The organism is Caballeronia fortuita (assembly GCF_001544835.2).
Lineage (GTDB): Bacteria > Pseudomonadota > Gammaproteobacteria > Burkholderiales > Burkholderiaceae > Caballeronia > Caballeronia fortuita.
In genome coordinates, this window is sequence record NZ_FCNX02000010.1 from 249,219 (window position 1) to 271,804 (window position 22,586).

A 22,586-nucleotide genomic window follows, 5' to 3' on the forward strand; every position below is an offset into this window, starting at 1 on the left:
GCCTTGCGGCGCCCGCGTCATTCGTCGACGCGCAGAATCGCCAGGAAAGCCTCTTGCGGGATTTCGACCGAGCCGACCTGCTTCATGCGCTTCTTGCCGGCCTTCTGCTTCTCGAGCAGCTTCTTCTTGCGCGTGATGTCGCCGCCGTAGCACTTCGCGAGCACGTTCTTGCGCAGCGCCTTGATGTTTTCGCGCGCGATGATGTTCGAGCCGATGGTCGCCTGGATCGCCACGTCGTACATCTGACGCGGAATCAGCTCGCGCATCTTCGACGCCACTTCGCGCCCGCGATGCTGGCTCTGCGAACGGTGCACGATGACCGAAAGCGCGTCGACCTTGTCGCCGTTGATGAGCATATCGACCTTGACGACATCTGCCGCGCGATATTCCTTGAACTCGTAATCCATCGACGCATAGCCGCGCGACGTCGACTTCAGCCGGTCGAAGAAATCGAGCACGATTTCCGCCATCGGGATTTCGTAGGTCAGTTGCACCTGACGGCCGTGATACTGCATGTTGATCTGCGAGCCGCGCTTGGCCGTGCACAGCGTGATGACCGAGCCGACATATTCCTGCGGCATGTACAGGTTCACAGTGACGATCGGCTCGCGCACTTCCTCGATCTTCGGCGGCTCCGGCATCTTGGCCGGATTCTCGACGGAGATGGTCGTGCCGTCGCGCTGCACGACTTCGTAGATCACCGTCGGCGCCGTGGTGATGAGGTCCATGTCGAACTCGCGCTCGAGCCGCTCCTGCACGATTTCCATGTGCAGAAGGCCGAGAAAGCCGCAACGGAAGCCGAAGCCGAGCGCCTGCGACACTTCCGGCTCGTATTGCAGTGACGCGTCGTTGAGCTTCAGCTTTTCGAGCGATTCGCGCAGCGCGTCGTACTGGTTCGCCTCGACCGGATAGAGACCCGCGAACACCTGCGGCTTCACTTCCTTGAAGCCCGGCAGCGGCGTTTCGGCGGCGCGGTTCGCGAGCGTGACGGTGTCGCCCACTTTCGCGGCCGTCAGTTCCTTGATGCCCGCGATCACGAAGCCCACCTGCCCCGCCGACAATTGCGCGAGGTTCGTCGACTTCGGCGCGAACACGCCCACGTGCTCGACCGGATATTGCGCGCCGGTCGCCATCATCTTGATCTTGTCTTTCGGCTTCAGCGTGCCGTTGACGATACGCACCAGCATCACGACGCCGACGTAGTTGTCAAACCACGAATCGATGATGAGCGCCTGCAGCGGCGCGTCCGTATCGCCCTTGGGCGGCGGCACTTTTGCGATCAGCGACTCGAGTACGTCCTCGACGCCCAGACCGGTCTTCGCGCTGCAATGCACGGCGTCCTCGGCCTGGATGCCGATGACGTCCTCGATTTCCGCGATCGCGTTCTCCGGATTCGCCGCCGGCAAGTCGATCTTGTTGAGCACCGGCACGACTTCGACGCCGAGCTCGATGGCCGTGTAGCAGTTCGCGACGGTCTGCGCCTCGACGCCCTGCGACGCATCGACGACGAGCAGCGCGCCTTCGCACGCGGACAGCGAACGGCTGACTTCGTACGAGAAGTCGACGTGTCCCGGCGTGTCGATGAGGTTCAGGTTGTAAACCTTGCCGTCGCGTGCCTTGTAGGTCAGCGCCGCGGTTTGCGCCTTGATCGTGATGCCGCGCTCGCGCTCGAGGTCCATCGAATCGAGCACCTGCGCTTCCATCTCGCGGTCGGACAGGCCGCCGCACAACTGGATGATGCGGTCGGCGAGCGTCGACTTGCCGTGGTCGATGTGCGCGATGATCGAGAAATTACGAATATGGTCCATTCAGTGCCGCAAGCCGAAAAAAGCGAAAAAGGCGCGCCCTCACCCATGCGGAGCACGCCTTGAAAATTTTGGGAAAACTTCAGCATTTTAGCCGAAAACGGGGTTGTCCCGGCGGATTTCGCCTCGGCGGACCTCACGGCTCGCGCGCCAGCAGCGCCGCGTGGACGGCGTCGGCGTCGAGCCGATAGTGACACAGCTCGACGTCATCGAGCATCAGCACCGGCACGAGCTCGTCATAACGGGCCGTGAGCCGCGGATCTTCGTCGATATCGATCCACTCGATCGGCCTGCCGTACCGCGCGGCGATCGGCTCGAGCGCGGCCCGCATCTCATCGCAGAGATGACACCAGGCGCGCCCGTACAGGATGAAAGGCGCGTCTGGCTTCGAAGTCATCGCGCTTACTTCTGCGCCGGCACGCGCGGGCGCAGCGGCACGAACTGCGTGTTGTCGCCGCGTCGCACGAGAATCGCGACCATCTTGCTGGCGTCGAGACCTTGCGCGAGCTCCTGGAACTGCTTTGCGCTCGTGATATCCGTGTCGCCGATGCGCATGATGATGTCGCCCTTCTGGAAGCCCGCGCGCGCCGCCGGCCCTTCGACTGCATCGACCTGCACGCCGCCCGACGGCAGCTTGAGCGCCTTGCGCTGCTCCGCCGGAATGTCGCTCACCGCGATGCCGAGCGAATTGCTCGCGCGTTCCTTCGGCTGCGGCGCCTTCTTCTGTTCGGTCTTCGCGACCTTGTCCGGCTGCATTTCGGCGACGGTGATCGAGAGATCGCGCGTCTGGCCCTTGCGCCAGATCGTGAGCGTGGTCTTCGTGCCAGGCTTCGTGTCGCCGACCATGCGCGGCAGATCGGTCGCGGTCTCGACGTTCTGGCCGTTGAACTTGAGGATGATGTCGCCCGGCTGCACGCCCGCCTTGTCGGCGGGGCCGCCCGCTTCGACGCTCGATACGAGCGCGCCCTGAGCCTTCGGCAAGCCGAGCGAATCCGCGACGTCCTTCGTCACTTCGCCGATCGCCACCGCGATGCGCCCGCGCACCACCTTGCCCGACGCCTTCAGCTGATCGGCCACGCGCATGGCTTCGTCGATCGGAATCGCGAACGAAATGCCCATGAAACCGCCCGTGCGGCTGTAAATCTGCGAGTTGATGCCGATCACCTCGCCCGCCATGTTGATGAGCGGGCCGCCCGAGTTACCCGGATTCACGGCGACATCGGTCTGGATGAACGGCAGGTAATCGCCGGTATCGCGCCCCTTCGCGCTGACGATGCCCGCGGTCACGGTGTTGTCGAGACCGAACGGCGAACCGATCGCGAGCACCCATTCGCCGACGCGCACCTTGTTCGAATCGCCGATGGTGATCGCCGGCAGATTCGACGCGCTGATCTTCACGACGGCCACGTCCGTGCGCTCGTCGACGCCGACGAGGCGCGCCTTGAACTCGCGCTTGTCGGTGAGCGTGACGTAGATGGTGTCCGCATCGTCGACGACGTGCGCGTTGGTCATCACGTAACCGTCCGTCGACAGGATGAAGCCCGAGCCGACGCCGCTGCTCTGCTCCGAGTTGTCCTGATTGTCGTCCGGTGCGTTGCGGCTGCCGCCCTTGCCCTGATCGCCCTGACTGCCGCCGCCATTGTTGCCGCCGCCTCCACCGCCGCCACCGCCACGCGGAGGCTGGCCGGGCATTGGAATGCCGAAGAAGCGCCGGAAGAACTCGGACATGTCGCCTTCATCGAGACCCGGTGGCAGGCCGCGCAAGTCGCTGCCCGTGCCGACGCGCGAAGTCGTGCGAATGTTCACGACCGACGGTCCGACCTTGTCGACGAGCGTCGTGAAGTCCGGCAAGTTCACCGTGGGCGCCGCCGACGCAGATTGCGATACGAACGGCAGGCACACGGCGAGCGCCGCAGCCGCGATGAACTTGCGCAGCGAGAAGTTACTCATAGGTTGGAGGCCGGGATCTGGATTACTTGGAAGGCTTGTATTCTATGGTAGAAGCAAATTGCTGCAATGTGGCTTGCGGCACTTCGCCCAGCAAGGTGATCCAGAAATCCCCGCGACGCTTCACCAGAACATGCGTGGCGCCGCTATTGCCCGCGCCTTCCTTGCGCGTGCTTTTCTCCACCGGCTCGACAAAAACGGAGATGGTCGCGAGACCGTCGGAGAACACGGCCTGATCGACGGGAATCGGCGGCTGTCCCTGCTGGCTCGATGCCATCGGGCGGCGCAGTTCGCGAATCTTGCGAAAGCCCGCGATGTTCGGCGCCAGTTGCCAGCCCTGCGCTTCCATGTCGACCGGCTGCACGGGCGGCCGCACGACAGTCCAGCCCGACGTGCTGCGGATGCCGTTCGCGATCGGCGACTTGTCGATCGGCCCGCCGATGCGTACTTGAGAGAAGGAAAGCTGTTCGAGGACTTGCCCGTCCGGATCGAGCGTCTGCGCGCGCAGCAGCAAGCCAGTTTTAGCGTCGGCCCACAACTTGTAGGCAAAACGATAGGCGTCTTTCGGATCGAGCTCCAGCACCTGACTTTCGATGCCGGCGACGCGGTCCGTGCCCAACAGCTTCGGCTCGTAGACGGAGAGCACCTGATCGCCGCTCGTCGACAGCAGCGCCGGGAACGAATCCCGATTCTGCCGATGCTCGACGACGAGCAGGTGCCGCTCGGGCACGAACGTGAACATGTCGTCGTCGTGGCGCAGCATCTTGCGCGGCGCGCCATCGAGACTTTCGAGCGATTCGTATTCGCCGTCGCCGCGCGTGGCGACGTGCGTGATACGCGACGACTGCACCGTCGCGCCGCGCTGATAGACGAACGTGCCTTCGTAATTCTGCTGCTGGGCCGCTTCGTGAATGCGGTTGAGCAGAGTGGCGGCGGATTTGCGAGCGGCGGCGGGATCGTCTCCCTGAGCGAACGAGTTCGTTGCCGCCGTCAACAACGCGGCTGCGCAGAACATCAACGCCGGCAGCCGCCCCCAATATCTTGTTTTATTCAACCGCACACTCAGCATCAAATTATTGGCCTTGCGTTGTAGCCGCCGCGCGGATCAGAGGCATCGAACCGGGCATCGAGGGCTGCTGGGAGAACTGCTGATGCGCTTCGAGATATTGATCGAGATTCGCGTCGCGGATGATGTTCGCCTCGACGATCGGCGTGCGCGCGGTTACCGCCGGCACCGATGCGAGCGCCACGCGCTGCACCGAATCCGCCTGAGCGACGCTCGCCACTTGCGCGCCGGAATGGCTGTCGACACCCTGCAGTTGCGGCACGACGATCCACGTCAGCGTGGCTGCCGCCGCAGCGACCGCGAAGGCCGGCATCACGCGACGGCGCAACACGCCGCCCCGCGCTTTCGCCGCCACCGCCGGCAATGCGGCCGGCGCGAGCACGTGCGCCTCGGCTTCGAAGCGCTCCGAGAACGCGGCCATGAATGCGCTACTGCGCGCCGGGCTGACCGCGAGATCGTCGGAACGCAGCGCGTCGCCGATCAGGTGATATGCCGACCATGCCGCGCGCTCGTCGCTTTCCAGGTCCGCGAGAAACTGGCTGATGCTTCCGATTTCATCGAGCGATTCACCGTCGACGAATGCCGACATGCGTTCGCCGCGCGAACCCGCCTGTGCTTGATTTTGCATCGAGACCGACCCCATGATGCTCCCCATCTTGACCACACCCCGTTGTGACACCACCAACCCAGATATCGCGCCCTTGCCCCGAGAGTTTTCGCCGCCTACCAGCGCTTGCCTTCGGGAGTGTCCAACAACGGACGCAATTTTGCCGCAATGGCTTCCCGAGCACGAAAAATTCTCGATCTGACGGTGCCGATGGGGCAATCCATCATCTCGGCGATCTCTTCGTAGCTCAGTCCCTCAATCTCCCGGAGCGTGATGGCGGTGCGCAGTTCCTCGGGCAGCAATGCCATGGCGGCATTGACCGTCTGGGCGATCTGCTTGCTCATCAGCATCGACTCGGGCGTGTTGATATCCCTTAGTTGGTCCGCGTCGGAGAAAGTTTCCGCTTCTTCCGCATCGGCTTCGGTAGAAGTGGGAGCGCGGCGGCCTTGAGTTGCAAGATAGTTTTTTGCCGTATTGACAGCGATGCGATAAAGCCAGGTGTAAAACGCCGATTCGCCGCGAAACTGCGGCAGCGCGCGGTAAGCCTTGATGAAGGCGTCCTGGGCGACGTCCTCGACCTCGGCGGGGTCGCGCACGAGGCGCGAGATCAGTCGAATGATCTTGCGGTGGTATTTGGCGACCAGCAGTTCGAACGCGGCCTTGTCGCCTTTCTGCACACGTTCGACCAGCAATTGGTCGATTTCTTTTTCGCTCACCTGGGAAATCCGTTTAACTTGGGGTGTTGCGCGGACGGCTATTGTAGCGTTACCGCCTGTAAGGGGACCGGAACGCTCATGCGCCGTTACAGTCGTTACAGGTGAGACGCGGCGGCGCGGCGAGCGTGCACGGAGAGCCGGCGGAAGGTGTCGGCGTCGATGGAATCGGCAGCGACGAGGAGCGTTTTGCGCCGCTCACGCGTATCGACGAGCGTCAGCGCGAGAAGCTTGCCGCTCCACTGCGCGAGGCCCGCGATGCGCGTATGCCGCGTTTCGCCGCCGCGGTGGCTGATCGCGAGACCGTCGGAAAGCAGCGTGATCGCGGATGGCTGGGCGCGCATCCATCGATACGACGCGAGCCCGAGCGTGGCAAGCACGCTTGCGCTGGCGACGACGGCAGGCCCGGCGTGCTCGACGTGAGCGAAAACGCATTGGAATACCGACGCACCCGCGACGGCCCCGAACCCGACTATCGCGCTTCGCAAGAAACGCGAAGGCCGCAGCGCGACGCTTGCGTCACGATGCGGCCGATCCACCCACGCGCCCGCCATATCGATCTCCGTGACGACGAGCGCGCCGGGCTCAGTGACGCTTGAAGACGAGCGAGCCGTTCGTGCCGCCGAAGCCGAACGAGTTCTTCACCGCCACGTCGATCTTCATTTCCCGCGCGGTGTTCGCGCAGTAATCCAGGTCGCACTTCGGATCCTGGTTGAAGATGTTGATGGTCGGCGGCGACACCTGATTGTGGATCGCCAGCACGGTGAACACCGACTCCAGCCCGCCCGCGCCACCCAGCAAGTGGCCGGTCATCGACTTGGTCGAGTTGACGACGACGTTTTTCGACGCATCGCCAAGCGCGCGCTTGATGCCGATGGTTTCCGCGATGTCGCCGAGCGGCGTCGACGTGCCGTGCGCGTTGACGTAGTTCACCTGATCCGCGTTGACCTGCGCGTTCTTCATCGCGTTGACCATCGCGCGGCGGCCGCCGTCGCCGTCTTCCGGCGGCGCGGTCATGTGATACGCGTCGCCGCTCATGCCGTAGCCGAGCACTTCGGCGTAGATCTTCGCGCCGCGCTTCTTCGCGTGCTCGTACTCCTCGAGCACCATCACGCCCGCGCCTTCGCCGAGCACGAAGCCGTCGCGGTCGGTGTCCCACGGACGGCTCGCGGTGGCGGGATCGTCGTTACGCTGCGACAGCGCGCGCGCCGCCGCAAAGCCGCCGATGCCGAGCGGGGAAACCGTGGCCTCCGCACCGCCCGCGATCATCACGTCGGCGTCGCCGTACTCGATCAGGCGCGATGCCTCGCCGATGCAGTGCAGGCCGGTCGTGCAGGCGGTGACCATCGACAGGTTCGGGCCTTTGAAGCCGAAGCGGATCGACAGATGGCCGGAGATCATGTTGATGATCGACGCCGGCACGAAGAACGGCGAGATGCGGCGCGGACCGCGATTGAGCAGTTCGGTCTGCGTGACTTCGATCATCGGCAGACCGCCGATGCCCGAGCCGACCACCACGCCTACGCGCTCCGAGTTTTCATCGGTGATTTCGAGGCCGCTGTCCTGCATGGCCTGGACGCCCGCGGCGAAGCCGTAATGGATGAAGGTATCCATATGGCGGGCCTCTTTGGCGGGCATGTAATCCTCGATGTTGAAGCCCTTCACCTCGCCGGCGAAACGCGTCGAAAAATTCGTCGCGTCGAACTTCGTGATATTGGCGATGCCCGACTTGCCCGCGACCAGATTGGCCCAGCCGTCGGCAACAGTATTGCCGACAGGCGAAACGAGCCCCAGGCCTGTAACAACAACTCGACGACGGCTCACGGTAACCCCTTATCCATAAAATGACGAAAAACAAAAGCCACAGCGGCCACAGGAAAGCGCCCTGTGTGCCCTGTGGCTGTCAAATCGGTTTGCAGCGACGAAGCATCCGCTGTTCGAGCGATGAGTCGCTGGCGCGTCCGGCCTTAGGCCTTGACGTTTGCGCGAGCGTAGTCGATCGCTTGCTGAACCGTGGTGATCTTTTCGGCCTCTTCATCGGGAATTTCCATGCCGAATTCGTCTTCCAGCGCCATGACGAGTTCGACCGTATCGAGCGAGTCAGCGCCCAGATCGTTCACGAACGATGCTTCGTTCTTGATTTCGGCTTCCGCCACGCCCAGTTGTTCGGCGACGATCTTCTTCACGCGCTGTTCGATGTTGTCCATGCAGCCCTCCGAGGGGAAAAAAGTTCAAAAATACAAGTGCGCGCATTTTATCAGGTTTGGACCCGCAAAATACGGCGCGTCAGTTCCATGCTCCGCCGTCCGGTGCGCTTCATCAAGTGGCTGCCGGCGGCCTTGCATCGATTCTTCACTGTCGCGCGAAAGCGGTGCGCACGATGCTGATTCGAGCATTTTGCGCGCCCGTCCCGGCGCGGATATTAAGCGAAATTCTGCGAAATGCCTATCGAGGCCTTACATGTACATGCCGCCGTTCACGTGCAGCGTCGTACCCGTGATGTAGCCGGCAAACGGCGACGCCAGAAACGCCACAGCATGCGCGATATCTTCCGGGCTGCCCAGTCGGCCGAGCGGGATAGACGCGGTGAGCGCGGTGCGCTGCTCTTCCGGCAGAACCTTGGTCATGTCGGTGTCGATGAAACCCGGCGCGATGCAGTTCACGGTGATGCCGCGGCTGCCGATCTCGCGCGCGAGCGCACGCGTCATCCCGGCGACGCCGGCCTTTGCCGCTGCGTAGTTGGCCTGGCCGGGATTGCCCGACGAGCCCACCACCGACGTGATGTTGATGATGCGGCCGCCGCGCGCCTTCATCATCGGGCGCAGCACCGCGCGCGACAAACGGAATACGGCGCGCAGGTTCGTATCGATGACGGCGTCGAACTCGTCGTCCTTCATGCGCATCGCGAGTTGATCCTTCGTAATGCCCGCGTTGTTCACCAGCACGTTCAGCCCGCCGAATTCCTTGACGATGCCGTCGATGAACGCGTCTGCCGCGGCGGCGTCGTTCACGTTCAGCACCGCGCCGCGGCCCTTGCCGCTCGCCTGCTGCAACGCTTCGCCGATGCCCGCCGCGCCGCTCTCGCTCGTCGCCGTGCCGATGACCGTCGCGCCCTGCTTCGCGAGCTCGAGCGCGATCGCGCGCCCGATTCCGCGCGACGCGCCCGTGACGATAGCTACTTGCTTGTCCAGATTCATGATGTTCGTCCTCAGCCTGCGATCAGTTTGCGCGTTTCTTCGAGCGATGCCGGATCGAAGATCGAACCGCCGACGAGCGCGCCGTCGATACGCTTCGTCAGACCCGCGAGCACCTTGCCCGGACCGCATTCGATGACGTGCGTGACGCCGTCCTTTGCCATCGCCTGAACGCATTCGACCCAGCGCACCGGGCCGGCGGCCTGACGCACCAGCGCGTCCTTGATCGCGGCGGGATCGGAGACGATCGCGACATCGACGTTATTGATCAGCGGAATCTGCGGCGCCTTGATGTCGATCTTGGCGAGATACTCGCGCAGTTTGTCCGACGCGGGCTTGAGCAGCGACGAGTGAAACGGCGCGGAAACCGGCAGCGGCAGCGCGCGCTTCGCGCCCTTCGCCTTTGCCACTTCGCACGCCTTCTCGACGGCCGCCTTCGCGCCGGCGATGACCACCTGCGCGGGCGCGTTGAAGTTCACCGCTTCGACAACACCCGCCGACGACGCTTCGGCGCACACGGCGCGCACGGTGTCGTCGTCGAGACCGAGGACCGCGGCCATGCCGCCTTCGCCTACCGGCACGGCGCGTTGCATCGCCTGCGCGCGAAAACGCACGAGCGGCACGGCGTCCGCGAAATCGAGCGCGCCTGCCGCGACGAGCGCCGTGTATTCGCCCAGGCTGTGGCCCGCGACGAGCGCCGGCTTCGGACCGGTTTCCTTCTCCCACACGCGATAGATCGCGTACGCCGCCGTCAGCATGACGGGCTGCGTGTTCGTCGTCAGATTCAGTTCTTCGGCCGGACCTTCGGCGATCAGTTTGCCGAGATCCTGTCCGAGCGCATCGGATGCCTGCTGCACGGTTTCGCGCACGACGGCGTGATCGGCGAATGCATTGAGCATGCCGATCGACTGCGAACCCTGTCCGGGGAAAACGAACGCAAATTTCATATCGTCCTCGTTGATTGGAATGATCCGCGATGCCTTCACGGACCGCGCGCTGAGCGAGCGCGCGAAGCCGGCGATGAAGAGGGATCAGTTACGAATAGGTAGAGGGATTTGATCGGCGGATCAGTAGCGGATGACCGACGCGCCCCACGTGAAGCCGCCGCCCACGCCTTCGATGAGAATGTTGTCGCCGCGCTTGATGCGGCCGTCGCGCACCGCGACGTCGAGCGCGAGCGGAATCGACGCCGCCGACGTGTTGCCGTGCTCGCCGACCGTCACGACCATGCGCTCCGCCGGCAGCCGCAGCTTGCGCGCCGTGCTCTGCATGATGCGGATATTGGCCTGATGCGGGATGAGCCAGTTAATGTCTTCCGGCGTGAGCTGCGCCTTGTCGAGCGCTTCGAGCGCGACCTTTTCGAGCACGTTGACCGCGAGCTTGAACACCGCCTGGCCGTCCATGTGCAGGAACGCGCTGCCCTGAACCACGCCGCCGTTCACGTTGCCCGGCGTGCAGAGAATGTCGGAATAGCTGCCGTCCGCGTGCAACGCGCTCGACAGCACGCCCGGCTCGTCGGAGGCTTGCAGGATGACCGCGCCCGCGCCGTCGCCGAACAGCACGCACGTGGTGCGATCGTTGAAATCGAGGATGCGCGAGAACGTTTCCGCGCCGACGACCAGCGCCGTGCGATTCATGCCGCTGCGAATGAAGCTGTCCGCCGTCGCGACGCCGTAGGCGAAGCCGGAGCACACGGCCTGCACGTCGAAGGCCGCACCGTTGTTCTTGATGCCGAGCTTGTTCTGAAGCAGGCACGCCGTGCTCGGAAACACGAAGTCCGGCGTCGAGGTCGCGACGATGATCAGATCGATCGATTGAGGATCGATGCCCGCCGCTTCGATAGCCTTCTGCGACGCGATCAGCGCGAGATCGCTCGTGGTCTGGTCCGGCGCGGCGAAGTGGCGCGCATGAATGCCGGTGCGCGCGACGATCCATTCGTCATTCGTCTCGACGCCCTGCTTTGCGAGACGATCCGCCAGATCCTGATTCGTGACACGCTCGGACGGCAGATAGCTGCCGGTGCCCAGCACGCGAGAGTAAAGATTGGATTGAGCCATTATGCCTTCGAATGTAGCGCAGTTCCGGACTCGCCCGGCGGGTTCGGCTGCGAGTTTGGCTGTGAGTCTGGCTGTGAGTCTGGCTGTGAAGCGGGCGATGAAGCGCTCTGCTCGACGGACCGATCCGCCGCCGATGCGGAAACGTTCGAGTCCGCCTCGCGCGCGGCCGGAGCGTTCTCTTCCATCGCGCGCACCAGACGTTCGAGCACGCCATTTTTGACGGCATCATACCCGCGTTTGATAGCCCACTCAAACCCGAAGGCCTCGGCCGAACCGTGACTTTTGATGACGAGGCCGCGCAGGCCGAGCAACGCCGCGCCATTATATTGCGCGGGATCGACGCGCTTTTTGAAACGCTTGAGCACGGGCAGCGCGACGAGCGCCATCAGCTTGGAGGCGAAGTTGCGGCTGAACTCTTCCTTGATCATGTCGGCGAGCATTTTCGCGAGACCCTCGGAGGTCTTCAACGCGACATTGCCGACGAAGCCATCGCACACGACGACATCGGTCGTGCCTTTATAGATGTCGTTGCCTTCCACGTTGCCGTAGAAATTGAGCGTGCTCGCGCGCAGCAGTTCGCCCGCGCGCTTGATCGTTTCGTTGCCCTTGATGACTTCTTCGCCGATGTTGAGCAGGCCGATGGTCGGCCGCTCTCGCCCTTCGATCGCCGATACGAGCGCGTGGCCCATTTCGGCGAATTGCAGCAGATGCCCGGGTTCGCAATCGACGTTAGCGCCCAGGTCGAGCACGGTGGTGTAGCCCTTCTGGCTCGGCATCGCGAACGCGATGGCCGGGCGCTCGATGCCCGCGAGCGTCTTCAGCACATAGCGCGACACTGCCATGAGCGCGCCGGTATTGCCAGCGGAAATGCAGGTCTGCGCCTCGCCCTCTTTGACGAGGTTCAACGCGACGCGCATCGACGAATCCTTTTTCTTGCGCAGCGCGACTTCGACCGGATCGTCCATCGCGACGACTTCGCTGGCGGCGACGACGGAAAGACGCGGCTCGTCGGAAGCCTTGCACTTCTTGAGCTGGGCGCGAATGGGCTGCTCGAGACCGACGAGCATCAGATGCGCGTCAGGATGCGAGCGCACGAAACTGACGGCAGCGGGGACGGTTACGGCCGGACCGTGGTCGCCTCCCATGCAGTCGATGGTTATCTTTACAGTCATGGAAAGCGACGATTTTCGGACACAAAAAAGCGGCAATGAAATGCCGCGTTCTCGTCGTACCGGGAAAGTATCAAGAGCGAGTTGCGCCCACGCACCCGCAGAACGGATTCAGCGGGCGCAACGAGCGTCAATGAACGCTTAGTCGTTCTTCGTCTTGATGACTTTCTTGCCACGATAGTAGCCGTTCGGGCTCACGTGGTGGCGCAGATGCACTTCACCCGTGCTCGGCTCGACAGCCAGCGGAGCCGTCGTGAGGAAGTCGTGGGAACGGTGCATGCCGCGCTTCGACGGCGACTTCTTGTTTTGCTGAACTGCCATGATTACTCCAGAAAAATTTTGCGAATTCTAACACAGCCCGATCCGCCGACAGCCCTCGGCCGTTCGGCCATCGGGTGCGCACATCGCGCTACCAGTTTGTTGCGTGCTACAAAATCATCTCAGTGCTTCTTGCCGTCGGAACCGCCCGGTTTGAGCTTTTCCAGGACGGCAAAAGGATTCGGCTTTTCGTCCTCGTCCGCCGCACCGCTTTCGTCCGGCTCGTCGCCCGCCGCGCCCGGAAGCAGACTTTCATGCGTCTCGGGACACACGCCGTGCTTGGGCACGAGCGGCAAGGACAGCAACAACTCCTCTTCGATCAAGTCGACGAGATCGAACTGGCGCGAGCCTACGATCACTTCGACTTCATCGTCGTCGAGCGGAAATTCGTCCGCCTCTTCTTCCGTCGCCACGATCCGATAGGTTGCATCGACATCGAGATGTTGCGAATACGGCTGAAGGCAGCGCTGACACGTGAGCCACACCGAACCGTGCACCGCGAGACGAAGGTACGGCTGCGGCGCTTCCGTGCCGTCGTCCTGCAGTTCCGGTTGGGTCGAGCCCTCGCCCTGCCAGGTGAATACGGTATCGCGGTCTGGCACATCGGCCGGCACTTCGGCTAACATGCGCGGCATCTGCGACACGCGCAGCGCGCCGGCCGCCTGCCTGCCGCTCTTGGCGAATTCGAAAATGTCGAGCGCGCGCAGATCGGCGGGGCTCACAGGTTTGCCAGGATTCTGAGTCATGTGCGCTCCTGCTTGGCCTTGCTTGGGTTGATGCTACCGGTGAGTGCTCAGTATGCACCGCGGCTCGACTTAAATGCAGCTTCGATGCAGGCGTGGCTTGCCCGAATTTGCATCTGGCCGGCATTCGTGCTTACTCGTGCATTCGTGCTGCCTGACGCTGAGGCTCGACCGGCTTCATCGGCGTCGGGGTGAGCCTTCATCCACGCACGTACCGATGAAAAGCCCAAAATCATATCGGCTTTGTTCTTTCGAGTCAAATACTTAAGAGCAGAAGCGCAGCCCGTCGTTTTTACACCTTTTTTTGTCCGCCCCGCTCCATGTCCGAAGCTCCGAAAACGCCGCCGCGCCTGATTCTGGCGTCCAGTTCACCTTACCGGCGCGAACTGCTCGAACGCCTGCGCATTCCGTTCGACGCCGTTTCGCCCGATATCGACGAAACGCCGCTCGCCGGCGAAACGCCCGAATCGACCGCCGTGCGGCTCTCGATCGCCAAGGCGCGTGCCGCCGCCGAACGGATCGGCGATGACGGCATCGGCGCACTCGTCATTGGCTCCGATCAGGTCGCGACCTTCGACGGGCAGCAGATCGGCAAGCCCGGCACGCACGCAAAAGCCGTCGCGCAGCTTCAGGCGATGCGCGGACGCAGCGTCGAATTTCACAGCGCGCTGTGTCTCTTCGACAGCCGCACGGGCCACGCGCAATCCGCCGATATCGTCACGCGCGTGCGATTCCGCCGCTATTCCGACGCGCAGATCGAGACGTACTTGCGCGCCGAAACGCCCTACGACTGCGCGGGCAGCGCCAAAGCCGAGGGCCTGGGCATCGCATTGCTCGAAGCGATCGAGTCCGACGATCCGACCGCGCTCATTGGTTTGCCGCTCATCGCGCTGACCGGCATGCTCGCGAACGCCGGCTTTCCGGTTCTGGAGGCGGCATGAGCGGCATTCTTTATCTGATCCCGAACACACTCGGCGACGGCGACGCCGCTGCGCTCGCGCACGTGCTGCCCGAACCGGTGCGCGCGCAGGCCGCCGCGCTCGCGTACTACATCGGCGAAAACGCGAAAACGACGCGCGCTTTCCTGAAGAAAGTGGGCACCGAACGGCCGATTCAGGAAATCGAAGTGCGCGAACTCAACGTCAACACGCCGCCCGCCGAGATCGACCGGCTGCTCGCGCCGATTCTGGCGGGCACGGACGCGGGCCTCGTGTCGGAGGCCGGCTGCCCCGCCGTCGCCGATCCGGGCGCGCTGCTCGTGCGGCGCGCGCATCAGCGCGGCGTGAAGGTCGTGCCGTTCGTCGGACCAAGTTCGATCCTGCTCGCGCTGATGGCCTCGGGCATGAACGGCCAGAGCTTCGCGTTCAACGGCTATCTGCCGGTCGATGCCGGCGAGCGCGCGAAGCGCCTGCGCGAGCTGGAGCAACTGTCGCGCAAGGCGAATCAGACGCAGATTTTCATCGAGACGCCCTATCGCAACAAGGCGATGCTCGACACGCTCGTCGTGTCCTGCGCGCCATCGACGTTGATCTGCGTCGCGGTCGATCTGACTCTGCCGGGCGAAAACATCGTGACGCGCACGGCGTCCGACTGGAAGAAGCAGGCCGCGCCGGATCTGCACAAGCGGCCGGCGATCTTCCTGCTGCTCGCGTCGTAGGACTCAGCGCAACTGGAGCTTGCCGCCGAGCGTGAGCGCGCGCACGGCCGCATCGCCCACGGAAGCGCCGAAGCGCCGCACCACGCGCTCGCTGATGCTTTCCTTCTGCGAATAATCGACGATGTCCGGCTGCTTGATGACCTCGCGCGCAACGTAATTGGCGTCGCCAAAGCCATCGGCAAGACCGAGTTCGACGCTCTTCTCGCCCGTCCAGAACAGCCCTGAAAAGAGATCGGGATTATCCTTCAGACGTTTGCCGCGCCCGAGTTTCACCGCGTCGATGAACTGCGTGTGAATCTGGTCGAGCATGTCCTGCGCGTGCGCGTTCATCGCGGGCGATTCCGGCGAAAACGGGTCGAATGCGCCCTTGTTGGCGCCCGACGTGTGCATGCGGCGCTGCACGCCGAGCTTGTCCATCAGGCCGGTGAAACCGAAACCGTCCATGAGCACGCCGATCGAGCCGACGATGCTCGCCCGGTCGACGTAAATCCTGTCCGCCGCCGCCGCGACGTAATACCCGCCCGACGCGCACATGTCGTCGACGACCACGTACAGCGGCGTCTTCGGATATTTCGCGCGCAGCCGCCGGATCTCGCCGTTGATGATGCCCGCCTGCACCGGACTGCCGCCCGGGCTGTTGATGCGCAGGATCACGCCCGCCGTGTTCTCGTCCTCGAACGCGCTTTGGAGCGCGGCGTCGATGTTGTCGGCGCTGGCATCGCTATTCGCGGAGATTTCGCCTTGCAGGTCGATGAGCGCCGTGTGCTTGCCCGCCTTCGCGACGCGGTCTCCGGTGAAATCGAAAATGCCCCACGCGATCAGCGCGATCACGCCGAGAAACACGAAGCGAAAGAAGATGCGCCAGCGGCGCGCGGCACGCTGCTCGCGGATGGCGGCAAGCGCGATGCGTTCGAGCGCCTCGCGCTCCCAGTTGTCGTTGCTGCGCGGCGGAAGATTGTCGGACATGCGTTGTGGATGTTCAGAAAGGGAATCAGGCGGGACGCAACGCGTCGTCGGGCAGCCAGAAGACGGCGCGGCCTTCCGGCGTGTCGCGCTCTTCGACCTTCACGGCCCGCAAACGCGCGCCGCGGCACGGACCGCCGACGCATTTGCCGGTGTCGGGTTCATAGATCGCCCCGTGGGTCGCGCACATCAAGTATAGGCCCGAGCTTTCGAAGAACTGGCCCTCGTTCCAGTCCAGCTCCATCGGCACGTGCGCGCAGCGGTTCAGATAGCCGAACGCCTCGCCGCCGTATCGCACGAAGAAGACCACGGCATCGCCGCTCGCTTCGGCTGCGTTGACGCGCACGCCCGCGCCGCCGTCGACGAGTTCATCCGACGCGCATACCCGCACTGGCCCGGTCATGCGTGCTCCCGCAGCCAGCCGCCGAGCGACGCGACGCTGTCGGCGCAAAACTGCGGCTTGAGCGCCGCGAGCGAATCGGCCGGATGCGCGCCGTAGCCCACGCCGATGCCCGCCGCGCCCGCGTTGATCGCCATTTGCAGATCGTGCGTCGTGTCGCCGATCATCACCGTTCGCCCGAGGTCTTGCCCGAGTTCGCGCGTGAGTTCCTGAAGCATCGCGGGATGCGGTTTCGAGAAGGTTTCGTCGGCGCAGCGCGTGCCGTCGAAAAGGCTCGTGAGACGCGATTCGTCCAGCGCGCGATTGAGCCCGACGCGGCTCTTGCCGGTCGCGACCGCGAGAAAATAGCCGAGATCGCGCAGTTCCTGCAGCAGTTCGCGCACGCCGTCGAACAGCTCGGTTTTCTGGCCCATCGTCAGGAAATGGAAGCGATAACGCTCGGCGAGGCGCGGATAGTCGGACGGATCGAGCGTCGGCGCGCAGATCTGCAGCGCGTCCTTCAGGCCAAGGCCGATCACGTAGCTCGCGGACTCGTCGGCGGGCACCGGCAGCCCGAGGTCGCGGCACGCCGCCTGAATGCTGCGCGTGATGTGGACGGTCGAATCCATCAATGTGCCGTCCCAGTCGAAAACGATCAGATCGAATTGCTGCCGCGCCATTTATTCTGTCTCTCGGTTTTTCAGTTGTTCGATGAACCGCCGGCATTCGGCGGGCAGCGGCGCTTCGAACTGCAGCGGCTCGCCGGTTGCCGGATGCGTGATTCTCAGACGATAAGCGTGCAAAAACATGCGCTTCAGCGACGGTTTCGCGCTCGGACGCGCCAGTTCCTTGTTCAGCGCGAAATCGCCGTATTTGGCGTCGCCCGCGATCGGCAGTCCGATGCTCGCCATGTGCACGCGAATCTGATGCGTGCGGCCGGTCTTCAGTTCCGCGTCGACCCAGGCGTAGTCGTCCCAGCGTTCGATCAGATTGAAGACCGTGTGCGACGGCAAGCCGTTCTCCTGGATGCGCACGCGCCGCTCGCCGTCTGCCGCCACGTATTTGTGCAGCGGCGCCTTCACGATGCGCCTGCGTCCCCAGTCGCTCTGCCAGTCGCCGTGGCCGCACGCGTAATAGCGCTTGTCGACGCGACTCTCGCGAATCTGCTCGTGCAGCCCGACGAGCGCGGCGCGCTTTTTGGCGAGCATCAGCACGCCCGATGTCTCCCGGTCCAGCCGATGAACCAGTTCCAGGAATTTCGCGTGCGGCCGCGCGTTGCGCAATTGCTCGATCACGCCGAACGCCACGCCGCTGCCGCCATGCACCGCGACGCCGGAAGGTTTGTCGATGACGATCATGTGGTCGTCTTCGAAGAGAATCGGGAATTCGGCGGCGGGCGCGTTCGACGACACCGGCGCGGCGTCGGCCTGCGCGATGCGGATCGGCGGTACGCGCACGAGATCGCCCAGTTCGAGCCGGTACGCCGCGTCGATACGGCCCTTGTTCACGCGCACTTCGCCGCTTCGGAGAATGCGGTAAATATGGCTTTTCGGGACGCCCTTGCAGACGCGCAGCAGAAAGTTATCGATCCGCTGGCCGGCGGCCGTTTCGTCGACTTCGATCATCGACACCTGTTCGCTTGCGACCTGTTTATGGGATGTTTTGCCTAACTCATTCATTCTGAATATAATTTGCGAGCAGCCTGAAAAGGTCGACGCTTACGATCAAGCAGCGGCCGAGATTGATCAGACTGTATAGGTGCAAGCGATAAACCATCATTTTACTTGCGCCCAAGGTCGGTTGCTCACCCTGAAAATCGAGAGCAGCAAGTTGCACGCACGGCGATATCACCGGCAGGGACGGCGCCCACAGGCGCGTTCGGTCGAGTCGATCGCCGACGGTAACGGATTTTTGGTCAAAAAGAATTTTATCGGCGAGAAGCGACGGCGTCCGGCAGCAAAACCGGAGGCCAGCCTCAATCGACCCTGCCATCGCGCGGGAGAAAAAGGCAAATCGACGCTCGCCGGTTTTGCGAACAACTGCCGGCGAAACTGCTGCTGCGCTGATTTCTGCGAAGCGCGACGACGCCGCAAACGAGACGAGACACACGGCCGCGTAGCGGCGGGAGCGCCCGGGATCAATCGGGTGCAGTCGGGGCCCGCGATTCGCGCCGGCGCGGCTGGCAGCAAAGAGGATCGGTCACGAAGCATCGCGTCGTTTGCGCGAGACCGCTCTTCCGGCAGCCGCCGTTGGGAGGAATCAGGCTCTTTGCAAGAGCGCGAGCCGGTTTGGCGCGTCCATTTTGAGACGCGAAAACCGCAGCGCCGCCGTTCATCCTCGCCACGAGCCGTGCGGCACGTCGAACGTCTCGCAGTTGTTCTGCAATGCGCCCCACGGCGCGGCCGCCCCGATTCGGGCGCCGCGGCCTGCTTTCGGCAATTCTCCCGCCAGAAGTCCCGCTCCGCGTGCTTTTGTGACAACACACAAAAAGCGTGGCCCGCCCACCTTCCCGCTTCGCGCGCCTGACGTTCGTCAGTCACCGGCGCCGATTCGCAAGATGAGGGAGGACGGAGCCATTCTGGAGCCGTTTCATGAAACGAATGCTGTTTAACGCGACGCAGCAAGAGGAATTGCGCGTCGCCATCGTCGATGGGCAGAAGCTCATCGATATCGACATCGAAACCGCCGGGCGCGAACAGCGCAAAGGCAATATCTACAAGGGAGTCGTCACCCGCATCGAGCCGTCGCTCGAAGCCTGCTTCGTCAACTACGGCGAAGACCGCCACGGCTTTCTGCCGTTCAAGGAAGTCGCCCGCCAGTATTTTCGCGACGGCGTCGAGATGCGCTCCGCGCGCATCCAGGACGCACTGCGCGAAGGCCAGGAACTCATCGTTCAGGTCGAGAAGGAAGAGCGCGGCAACAAGGGCGCGGCGCTGACCACGTTCATTTCGCTCGCCGGCCGCTACCTCGTGCTGATGCCGAACAACCCGCGCGGCGGCGGCGTCTCGCGCCGGATCGAAGGCGACGAGCGCCAGGAACTGCGCGAAACCATGGCGCAGCTCGAATTGCCGGAAGGCATGAGCATCATCGCGCGTACGGCGGGTATCGGCCGTTCGGCTGAAGAGCTGCAGTGGGACCTGAACTACCTGATGCAACTGTGGCGCGCGATCGAAGCCGCGTCGCAAAGCGGCATCGCTGGCCAGCCGATGCTGATCTATCTCGAATCGAGCCTCGTCATCCGCGCGATTCGCGATTATTTCCAGCCGGATATCGGCGAAATTCTCATCGACACGACCGACATCCATGATCAGGCGCGCGCCTTCATGGAAATCGTGATGCCCGACAACCTCTCGAAGGTGAAGCGCTATCACGACGACGTGCCGCTCTTTTCGCGCTTCCAGATCGAGCATCAGATCGAAACCGCGTACTCGCGCACGGTGCCGCTGCCCTCGGGCGGCGCGATCGTGATCGATCACACCGAGGCGCTCGTCGCCATCGACGTGAACTCGGCGCGCGCGACCAAGGGCGCGGACATCGAGGAAACCGCGACGCGCACCAATCTCGAAGCCGCCGACGAAGTCGCGCGTCAGCTTCGTCTGCGCGATCTCGGCGGCCTGATCGTGATCGACTTCATCGACATGGAGTCGGCCAAGAGCCAGCGCGAAGTCGAGCAGCGTCTGAAAGACGCGCTGAAGCACGACCGCGCCCGCGTACAGATGGGCAAGATTTCGCGCTTCGGCCTGATGGAACTGTCGCGTCAGCGCCTGCGTCCGGCGCTCTCCGAAGGCAGCCACGTGACGTGCCCGCGTTGTAACGGCACGGGCCATATCCGCGATACCGAATCGTCCGCGCTGCAAGTGCTGCGGATCATTCAGGAAGAAGCGATGAAGGAAAACACCGCGGCGATCCATTGCCAGGTGCCGGTCGAGGTGACCGCCTTCCTGCTGAATGAAAAGCGCTCGGAAATCAACAAGATCGAGTCGCGCTTCAAGGTCAACGTCGTTCTGATCCCGAACAAGCATCTCGAGACGCCGCATTACAAGCTGGAACGCCTGCGTCACGACGATGCACGTCTGGACGATCCGCGCGCGTCGTGGAAGATGGCCGTCGAAGCGGCGAGCGAACTGGAGTCGGAGACCGGCTACAGCAAGCGCACCGAGGAAGTGAAGCCGAAGCAGGAAGCGGCCGTAAAGGGCATCACGCCCGAAAAGCCCGCGCCGAGCGCGCCCGTGAAGCCCGCGCCGGTGGAAGCCGCGCCCGTCGTGGCGCCGGTCGCCGCGAGCGGCGGTTTCATCGCGTGGATCAAGAATCTGTTCGGCATCCAGCCCGCAGCGGCGCCCGCACCGGCACCGGTCGAGGCGCAACCGGCCACGCGCGCACCGCGCGAGCGCGGTGAACGCACGGGCGGCGGCGATCGCAACCGCAATCGCCGCAGTGGCGGCCCCGGACGCGAAGGCGCGGCAGCAGGCGCGGCGCCGGGCGGCAATGGCACGGCGCGCCAGGGTGGCCGTCGTGAAGACCGCGAAGCGCGCGGCGGCCGTGAAGGGCGTGAGCTGCGCGAAGTCCGCGAGCCGCGCGAGGCTCGTGAACCGCGTGAGGCACGCGAGCCGCGTGAAGGCCGCGAAGCACGTGAAGCACGCGAACCGCGCGAGGCACGCGAGCCGCGTGAAGCGCGCGATCGCAACGCCGAACGCGCACCGCGTCCGGAAGGCGCCGAACGTCAGGAACGCCGCGAGCGCCCCGACCGTGGCGAACGCGCCGAGCGTGGCGAACGCGCCGAGCGTGGTGAGCGGCCGGATCGCGCGGAACGTGGCGAGCGTCGCAAGCCGCAACCGGAAGCCGCCGTCGAAGCACTGACGCAGGGCGAAACGGTGCCGTCGGAGATCGTCGAAACGGCGCAAGCCAACGCCGATGCGCAACTGGCCGGCATCGACGCAGCAGCCGATCAGGCTGCCGCACGCGATGGCGAAGAGCGCCGTCGCCGTCGTCGTGGCCGTCGCGGCGGTCGTCGCGAGCGCGATGAAGATGGCATGACGGTGAATCACGCGGCCGATGTCGCGGAAGCGGAAGGTTCGGCGGAAAGCGTCTCGGCGCAAGTCGGCGTGTTCGATGCGGAAGCCGCGCAGGAAGCGGCCGCGCGTCGCGAAACGCGCCCTGCCGCGCCGCAGCCGGTCGAGCAATCGGTGACGCAGCCTGCGGAACAGACCTTTGCTCAGCCAGTCGAGGCCAAGGCGCATGAACAAGCGCCCGCCGCAACCGCAGCAACGGAAGAAGCACCGGTCGCCAAGGCCGCCGAAACCGAGCCGTTCGAACTGAAGGCGCAATCGCCCGAGCCGACGAACTTCGATCTCTTCGCCAAGCCCGCTCCGGCGCCGGCGGTCGAAAATCCGTTTGGACCGTCGCCGAAGGTTGCCGAGACGAGTTCGGCCGATCCGTTCGCACCCGCGCCTGTCGCATCCGAAGAGCCGAAGCCGGTGGAAACACAGCCGGCGCACGTCGAGCACGTCGAGCACGTCGAAAAAGTCGAGCACGTCGAGCCTGTCGCAGCCGTATCCGACGCGCCCGCCGAGATCGCCGAGCCGGTGAAAACGGCGGCAGTCGCGCCGACGCCGGAAGCGACGGCCGTCGAACCGGTGACGCCGGTTGCAAGCGCGCAAGCGCAAGCAGAAGCGCCGGCCGCCATCGTCGAAGAGCCGGTGAAGCCTGCCGCTCCCGCCGCGCCCGCGACGTCGACGCCGATCGCAGCCGAAGCCCTGCAACCGATGCTGGAGCGCGCGGGCCTCGTCTGGGTGAACACCGACGAAGGCAAGCTGCGCGAAGCGAACGCAGCCGCCGCGCGCGAGCCGGCAGCGGCGCGCGTGCCGCGCGAGCGCAAGGCGCTTCCGCCGGCCGACACCACGCCGATGCAGCAAGTGGAAACCAGCAAGCACGTCCACTAAGCGTGCGTGGGTGACCGGTTCGCTCCAAC

The 22,586-nt window shown here is 64.2% G+C and carries 23 protein-coding genes; 3 read left to right on the top strand and 20 right to left on the bottom strand.

Going from position 1 to position 22,586, the window contains the following annotated elements; genetic code table 11:
- Positions 1-17 precede the first annotated feature (17 nt).
- From lepA to AWB77_RS20640, 15 genes are all read right to left on the bottom strand, one after another.
- On the bottom strand, positions 18-1,808 hold the full coding sequence (gene lepA / locus AWB77_RS20570; protein ID WP_061136286.1) for a translation elongation factor 4: 1,791 nt from the start codon (positions 1,806-1,808) through the stop codon (positions 18-20).
- Positions 1,809-1,941: 133 nt separating this feature from the next.
- Positions 1,942-2,202: a glutaredoxin family protein gene (locus tag AWB77_RS20575; RefSeq protein ID WP_061136287.1), complete on the bottom strand. Its 261-nt coding sequence runs from the start codon at positions 2,200-2,202 to the stop codon at positions 1,942-1,944.
- A gap of 5 nt (positions 2,203-2,207) precedes the next feature.
- The gene (locus AWB77_RS20580; protein WP_061136288.1) at positions 2,208-3,755 is read right to left on the bottom strand and encodes a DegQ family serine endoprotease; all 1,548 of its coding nucleotides are present in this window, start codon (positions 3,753-3,755) and stop codon (positions 2,208-2,210) included.
- A 22-nt stretch (positions 3,756-3,777) separates the two neighbouring features.
- Positions 3,778-4,821, bottom strand: coding sequence for a MucB/RseB family sigma factor regulatory protein (locus tag AWB77_RS20585; protein ID WP_061136372.1), 1,044 nt, complete (start codon positions 4,819-4,821; stop codon positions 3,778-3,780).
- A gap of 4 nt (positions 4,822-4,825) precedes the next feature.
- Positions 4,826-5,461 carry a sigma-E factor negative regulatory protein gene (locus tag AWB77_RS20590; protein WP_061136373.1) on the bottom strand — a complete coding sequence of 212 codons (636 nt, stop codon included), beginning with the start codon at positions 5,459-5,461 and terminating at the stop codon, positions 4,826-4,828.
- Between the two features lie 80 nt (positions 5,462-5,541).
- Positions 5,542-6,141, bottom strand: a complete 600-nt coding sequence (gene rpoE, locus AWB77_RS20595) for an RNA polymerase sigma factor RpoE (RefSeq protein ID WP_008342103.1) — start codon at positions 6,139-6,141, stop codon at positions 5,542-5,544.
- 95 nt (positions 6,142-6,236) lie between these two features.
- Positions 6,237-6,692: a protein YgfX gene (locus AWB77_RS37325; RefSeq protein WP_061136289.1), complete on the bottom strand. Its 456-nt coding sequence runs from the start codon at positions 6,690-6,692 to the stop codon at positions 6,237-6,239.
- 31 nt (positions 6,693-6,723) lie between these two features.
- Positions 6,724-7,962, bottom strand: coding sequence for a beta-ketoacyl-ACP synthase II (fabF, locus tag AWB77_RS20605; RefSeq protein ID WP_061136290.1), 1,239 nt, complete (start codon positions 7,960-7,962; stop codon positions 6,724-6,726).
- Positions 7,963-8,105: 143 nt separating this feature from the next.
- Complete coding sequence (acpP, locus tag AWB77_RS20610) at positions 8,106-8,345, bottom strand: acyl carrier protein (protein ID WP_004197638.1); 240 nt, start codon at positions 8,343-8,345, stop codon at positions 8,106-8,108.
- A gap of 249 nt (positions 8,346-8,594) precedes the next feature.
- Positions 8,595-9,335 (bottom strand): 3-oxoacyl-ACP reductase FabG, encoded by a 741-nt coding sequence (fabG, locus tag AWB77_RS20615; RefSeq protein WP_061136291.1) that lies wholly within the window; start codon positions 9,333-9,335, stop codon positions 8,595-8,597.
- 11 nt (positions 9,336-9,346) lie between these two features.
- A complete protein-coding gene (gene fabD, locus AWB77_RS20620) occupies positions 9,347-10,279 on the bottom strand; it encodes an ACP S-malonyltransferase (RefSeq protein ID WP_061136374.1) in 933 nt (310 codons plus the stop codon).
- A 120-nt stretch (positions 10,280-10,399) separates the two neighbouring features.
- Entirely contained in the window at positions 10,400-11,389 is a 990-nt protein-coding gene (locus tag AWB77_RS20625; protein WP_061136292.1) for a beta-ketoacyl-ACP synthase III, read from the bottom strand.
- The gene (gene plsX / locus AWB77_RS20630) at positions 11,389-12,561 is read right to left on the bottom strand and encodes a phosphate acyltransferase PlsX (protein ID WP_061136293.1); all 1,173 of its coding nucleotides are present in this window, start codon (positions 12,559-12,561) and stop codon (positions 11,389-11,391) included. Before plsX ends, AWB77_RS20625 begins: the two co-directional genes overlap by 1 nt.
- A gap of 138 nt (positions 12,562-12,699) precedes the next feature.
- Positions 12,700-12,879, bottom strand: coding sequence for a 50S ribosomal protein L32 (rpmF, locus tag AWB77_RS20635; RefSeq protein ID WP_035501683.1), 180 nt, complete (start codon positions 12,877-12,879; stop codon positions 12,700-12,702).
- A 119-nt stretch (positions 12,880-12,998) separates the two neighbouring features.
- Positions 12,999-13,622, bottom strand: a complete 624-nt coding sequence (locus AWB77_RS20640; RefSeq protein ID WP_061136294.1) for a DUF177 domain-containing protein — start codon at positions 13,620-13,622, stop codon at positions 12,999-13,001.
- Between the two features lie 317 nt (positions 13,623-13,939).
- Here AWB77_RS20640 and AWB77_RS20645 point away from each other — a divergent pair, with 317 nt between their 5' ends.
- On the top strand, positions 13,940-14,560 hold the full coding sequence (locus AWB77_RS20645; RefSeq protein WP_061136295.1) for a Maf-like protein: 621 nt from the start codon (positions 13,940-13,942) through the stop codon (positions 14,558-14,560).
- Complete coding sequence (locus tag AWB77_RS20650; RefSeq protein ID WP_061136296.1) at positions 14,557-15,276, top strand: SAM-dependent methyltransferase; 720 nt, start codon at positions 14,557-14,559, stop codon at positions 15,274-15,276. Before AWB77_RS20645 ends, AWB77_RS20650 begins: the two co-directional genes overlap by 4 nt.
- A 3-nt stretch (positions 15,277-15,279) precedes the next feature.
- On the opposite strand, the gene AWB77_RS20655 is transcribed toward AWB77_RS20650, so the two are convergent.
- The 5 genes from AWB77_RS20655 to AWB77_RS20675 are packed head-to-tail and all read right to left on the bottom strand — an operon-like array spanning position 15,280 to position 18,727.
- Positions 15,280-16,242 (bottom strand): S49 family peptidase, encoded by a 963-nt coding sequence (locus AWB77_RS20655; RefSeq protein WP_061136297.1) that lies wholly within the window; start codon positions 16,240-16,242, stop codon positions 15,280-15,282.
- Between the two features lie 25 nt (positions 16,243-16,267).
- Positions 16,268-16,642 carry a Rieske (2Fe-2S) protein gene (locus tag AWB77_RS20660; protein WP_061136298.1) on the bottom strand — a complete coding sequence of 125 codons (375 nt, stop codon included), beginning with the start codon at positions 16,640-16,642 and terminating at the stop codon, positions 16,268-16,270.
- Positions 16,639-17,298 carry an HAD-IA family hydrolase gene (locus AWB77_RS20665; protein WP_061136299.1) on the bottom strand — a complete coding sequence of 220 codons (660 nt, stop codon included), beginning with the start codon at positions 17,296-17,298 and terminating at the stop codon, positions 16,639-16,641. Before AWB77_RS20665 ends, AWB77_RS20660 begins: the two co-directional genes overlap by 4 nt.
- Complete coding sequence (locus AWB77_RS20670) at positions 17,299-18,297, bottom strand: RluA family pseudouridine synthase (RefSeq protein WP_061136300.1); 999 nt, start codon at positions 18,295-18,297, stop codon at positions 17,299-17,301.
- Entirely contained in the window at positions 18,290-18,727 is a 438-nt protein-coding gene (locus AWB77_RS20675) for a hypothetical protein (protein ID WP_157694846.1), read from the bottom strand. The genes AWB77_RS20670 and AWB77_RS20675 overlap by 8 nt, the downstream gene beginning before the upstream one ends.
- 482 nt (positions 18,728-19,209) lie before the next feature.
- Between AWB77_RS20675 and AWB77_RS20680 the strand changes: the two genes are divergently transcribed.
- Positions 19,210-22,557: an Rne/Rng family ribonuclease gene (locus tag AWB77_RS20680; protein ID WP_061136302.1), complete on the top strand. Its 3,348-nt coding sequence runs from the start codon at positions 19,210-19,212 to the stop codon at positions 22,555-22,557.
- Positions 22,558-22,586 lie beyond the last annotated feature (29 nt).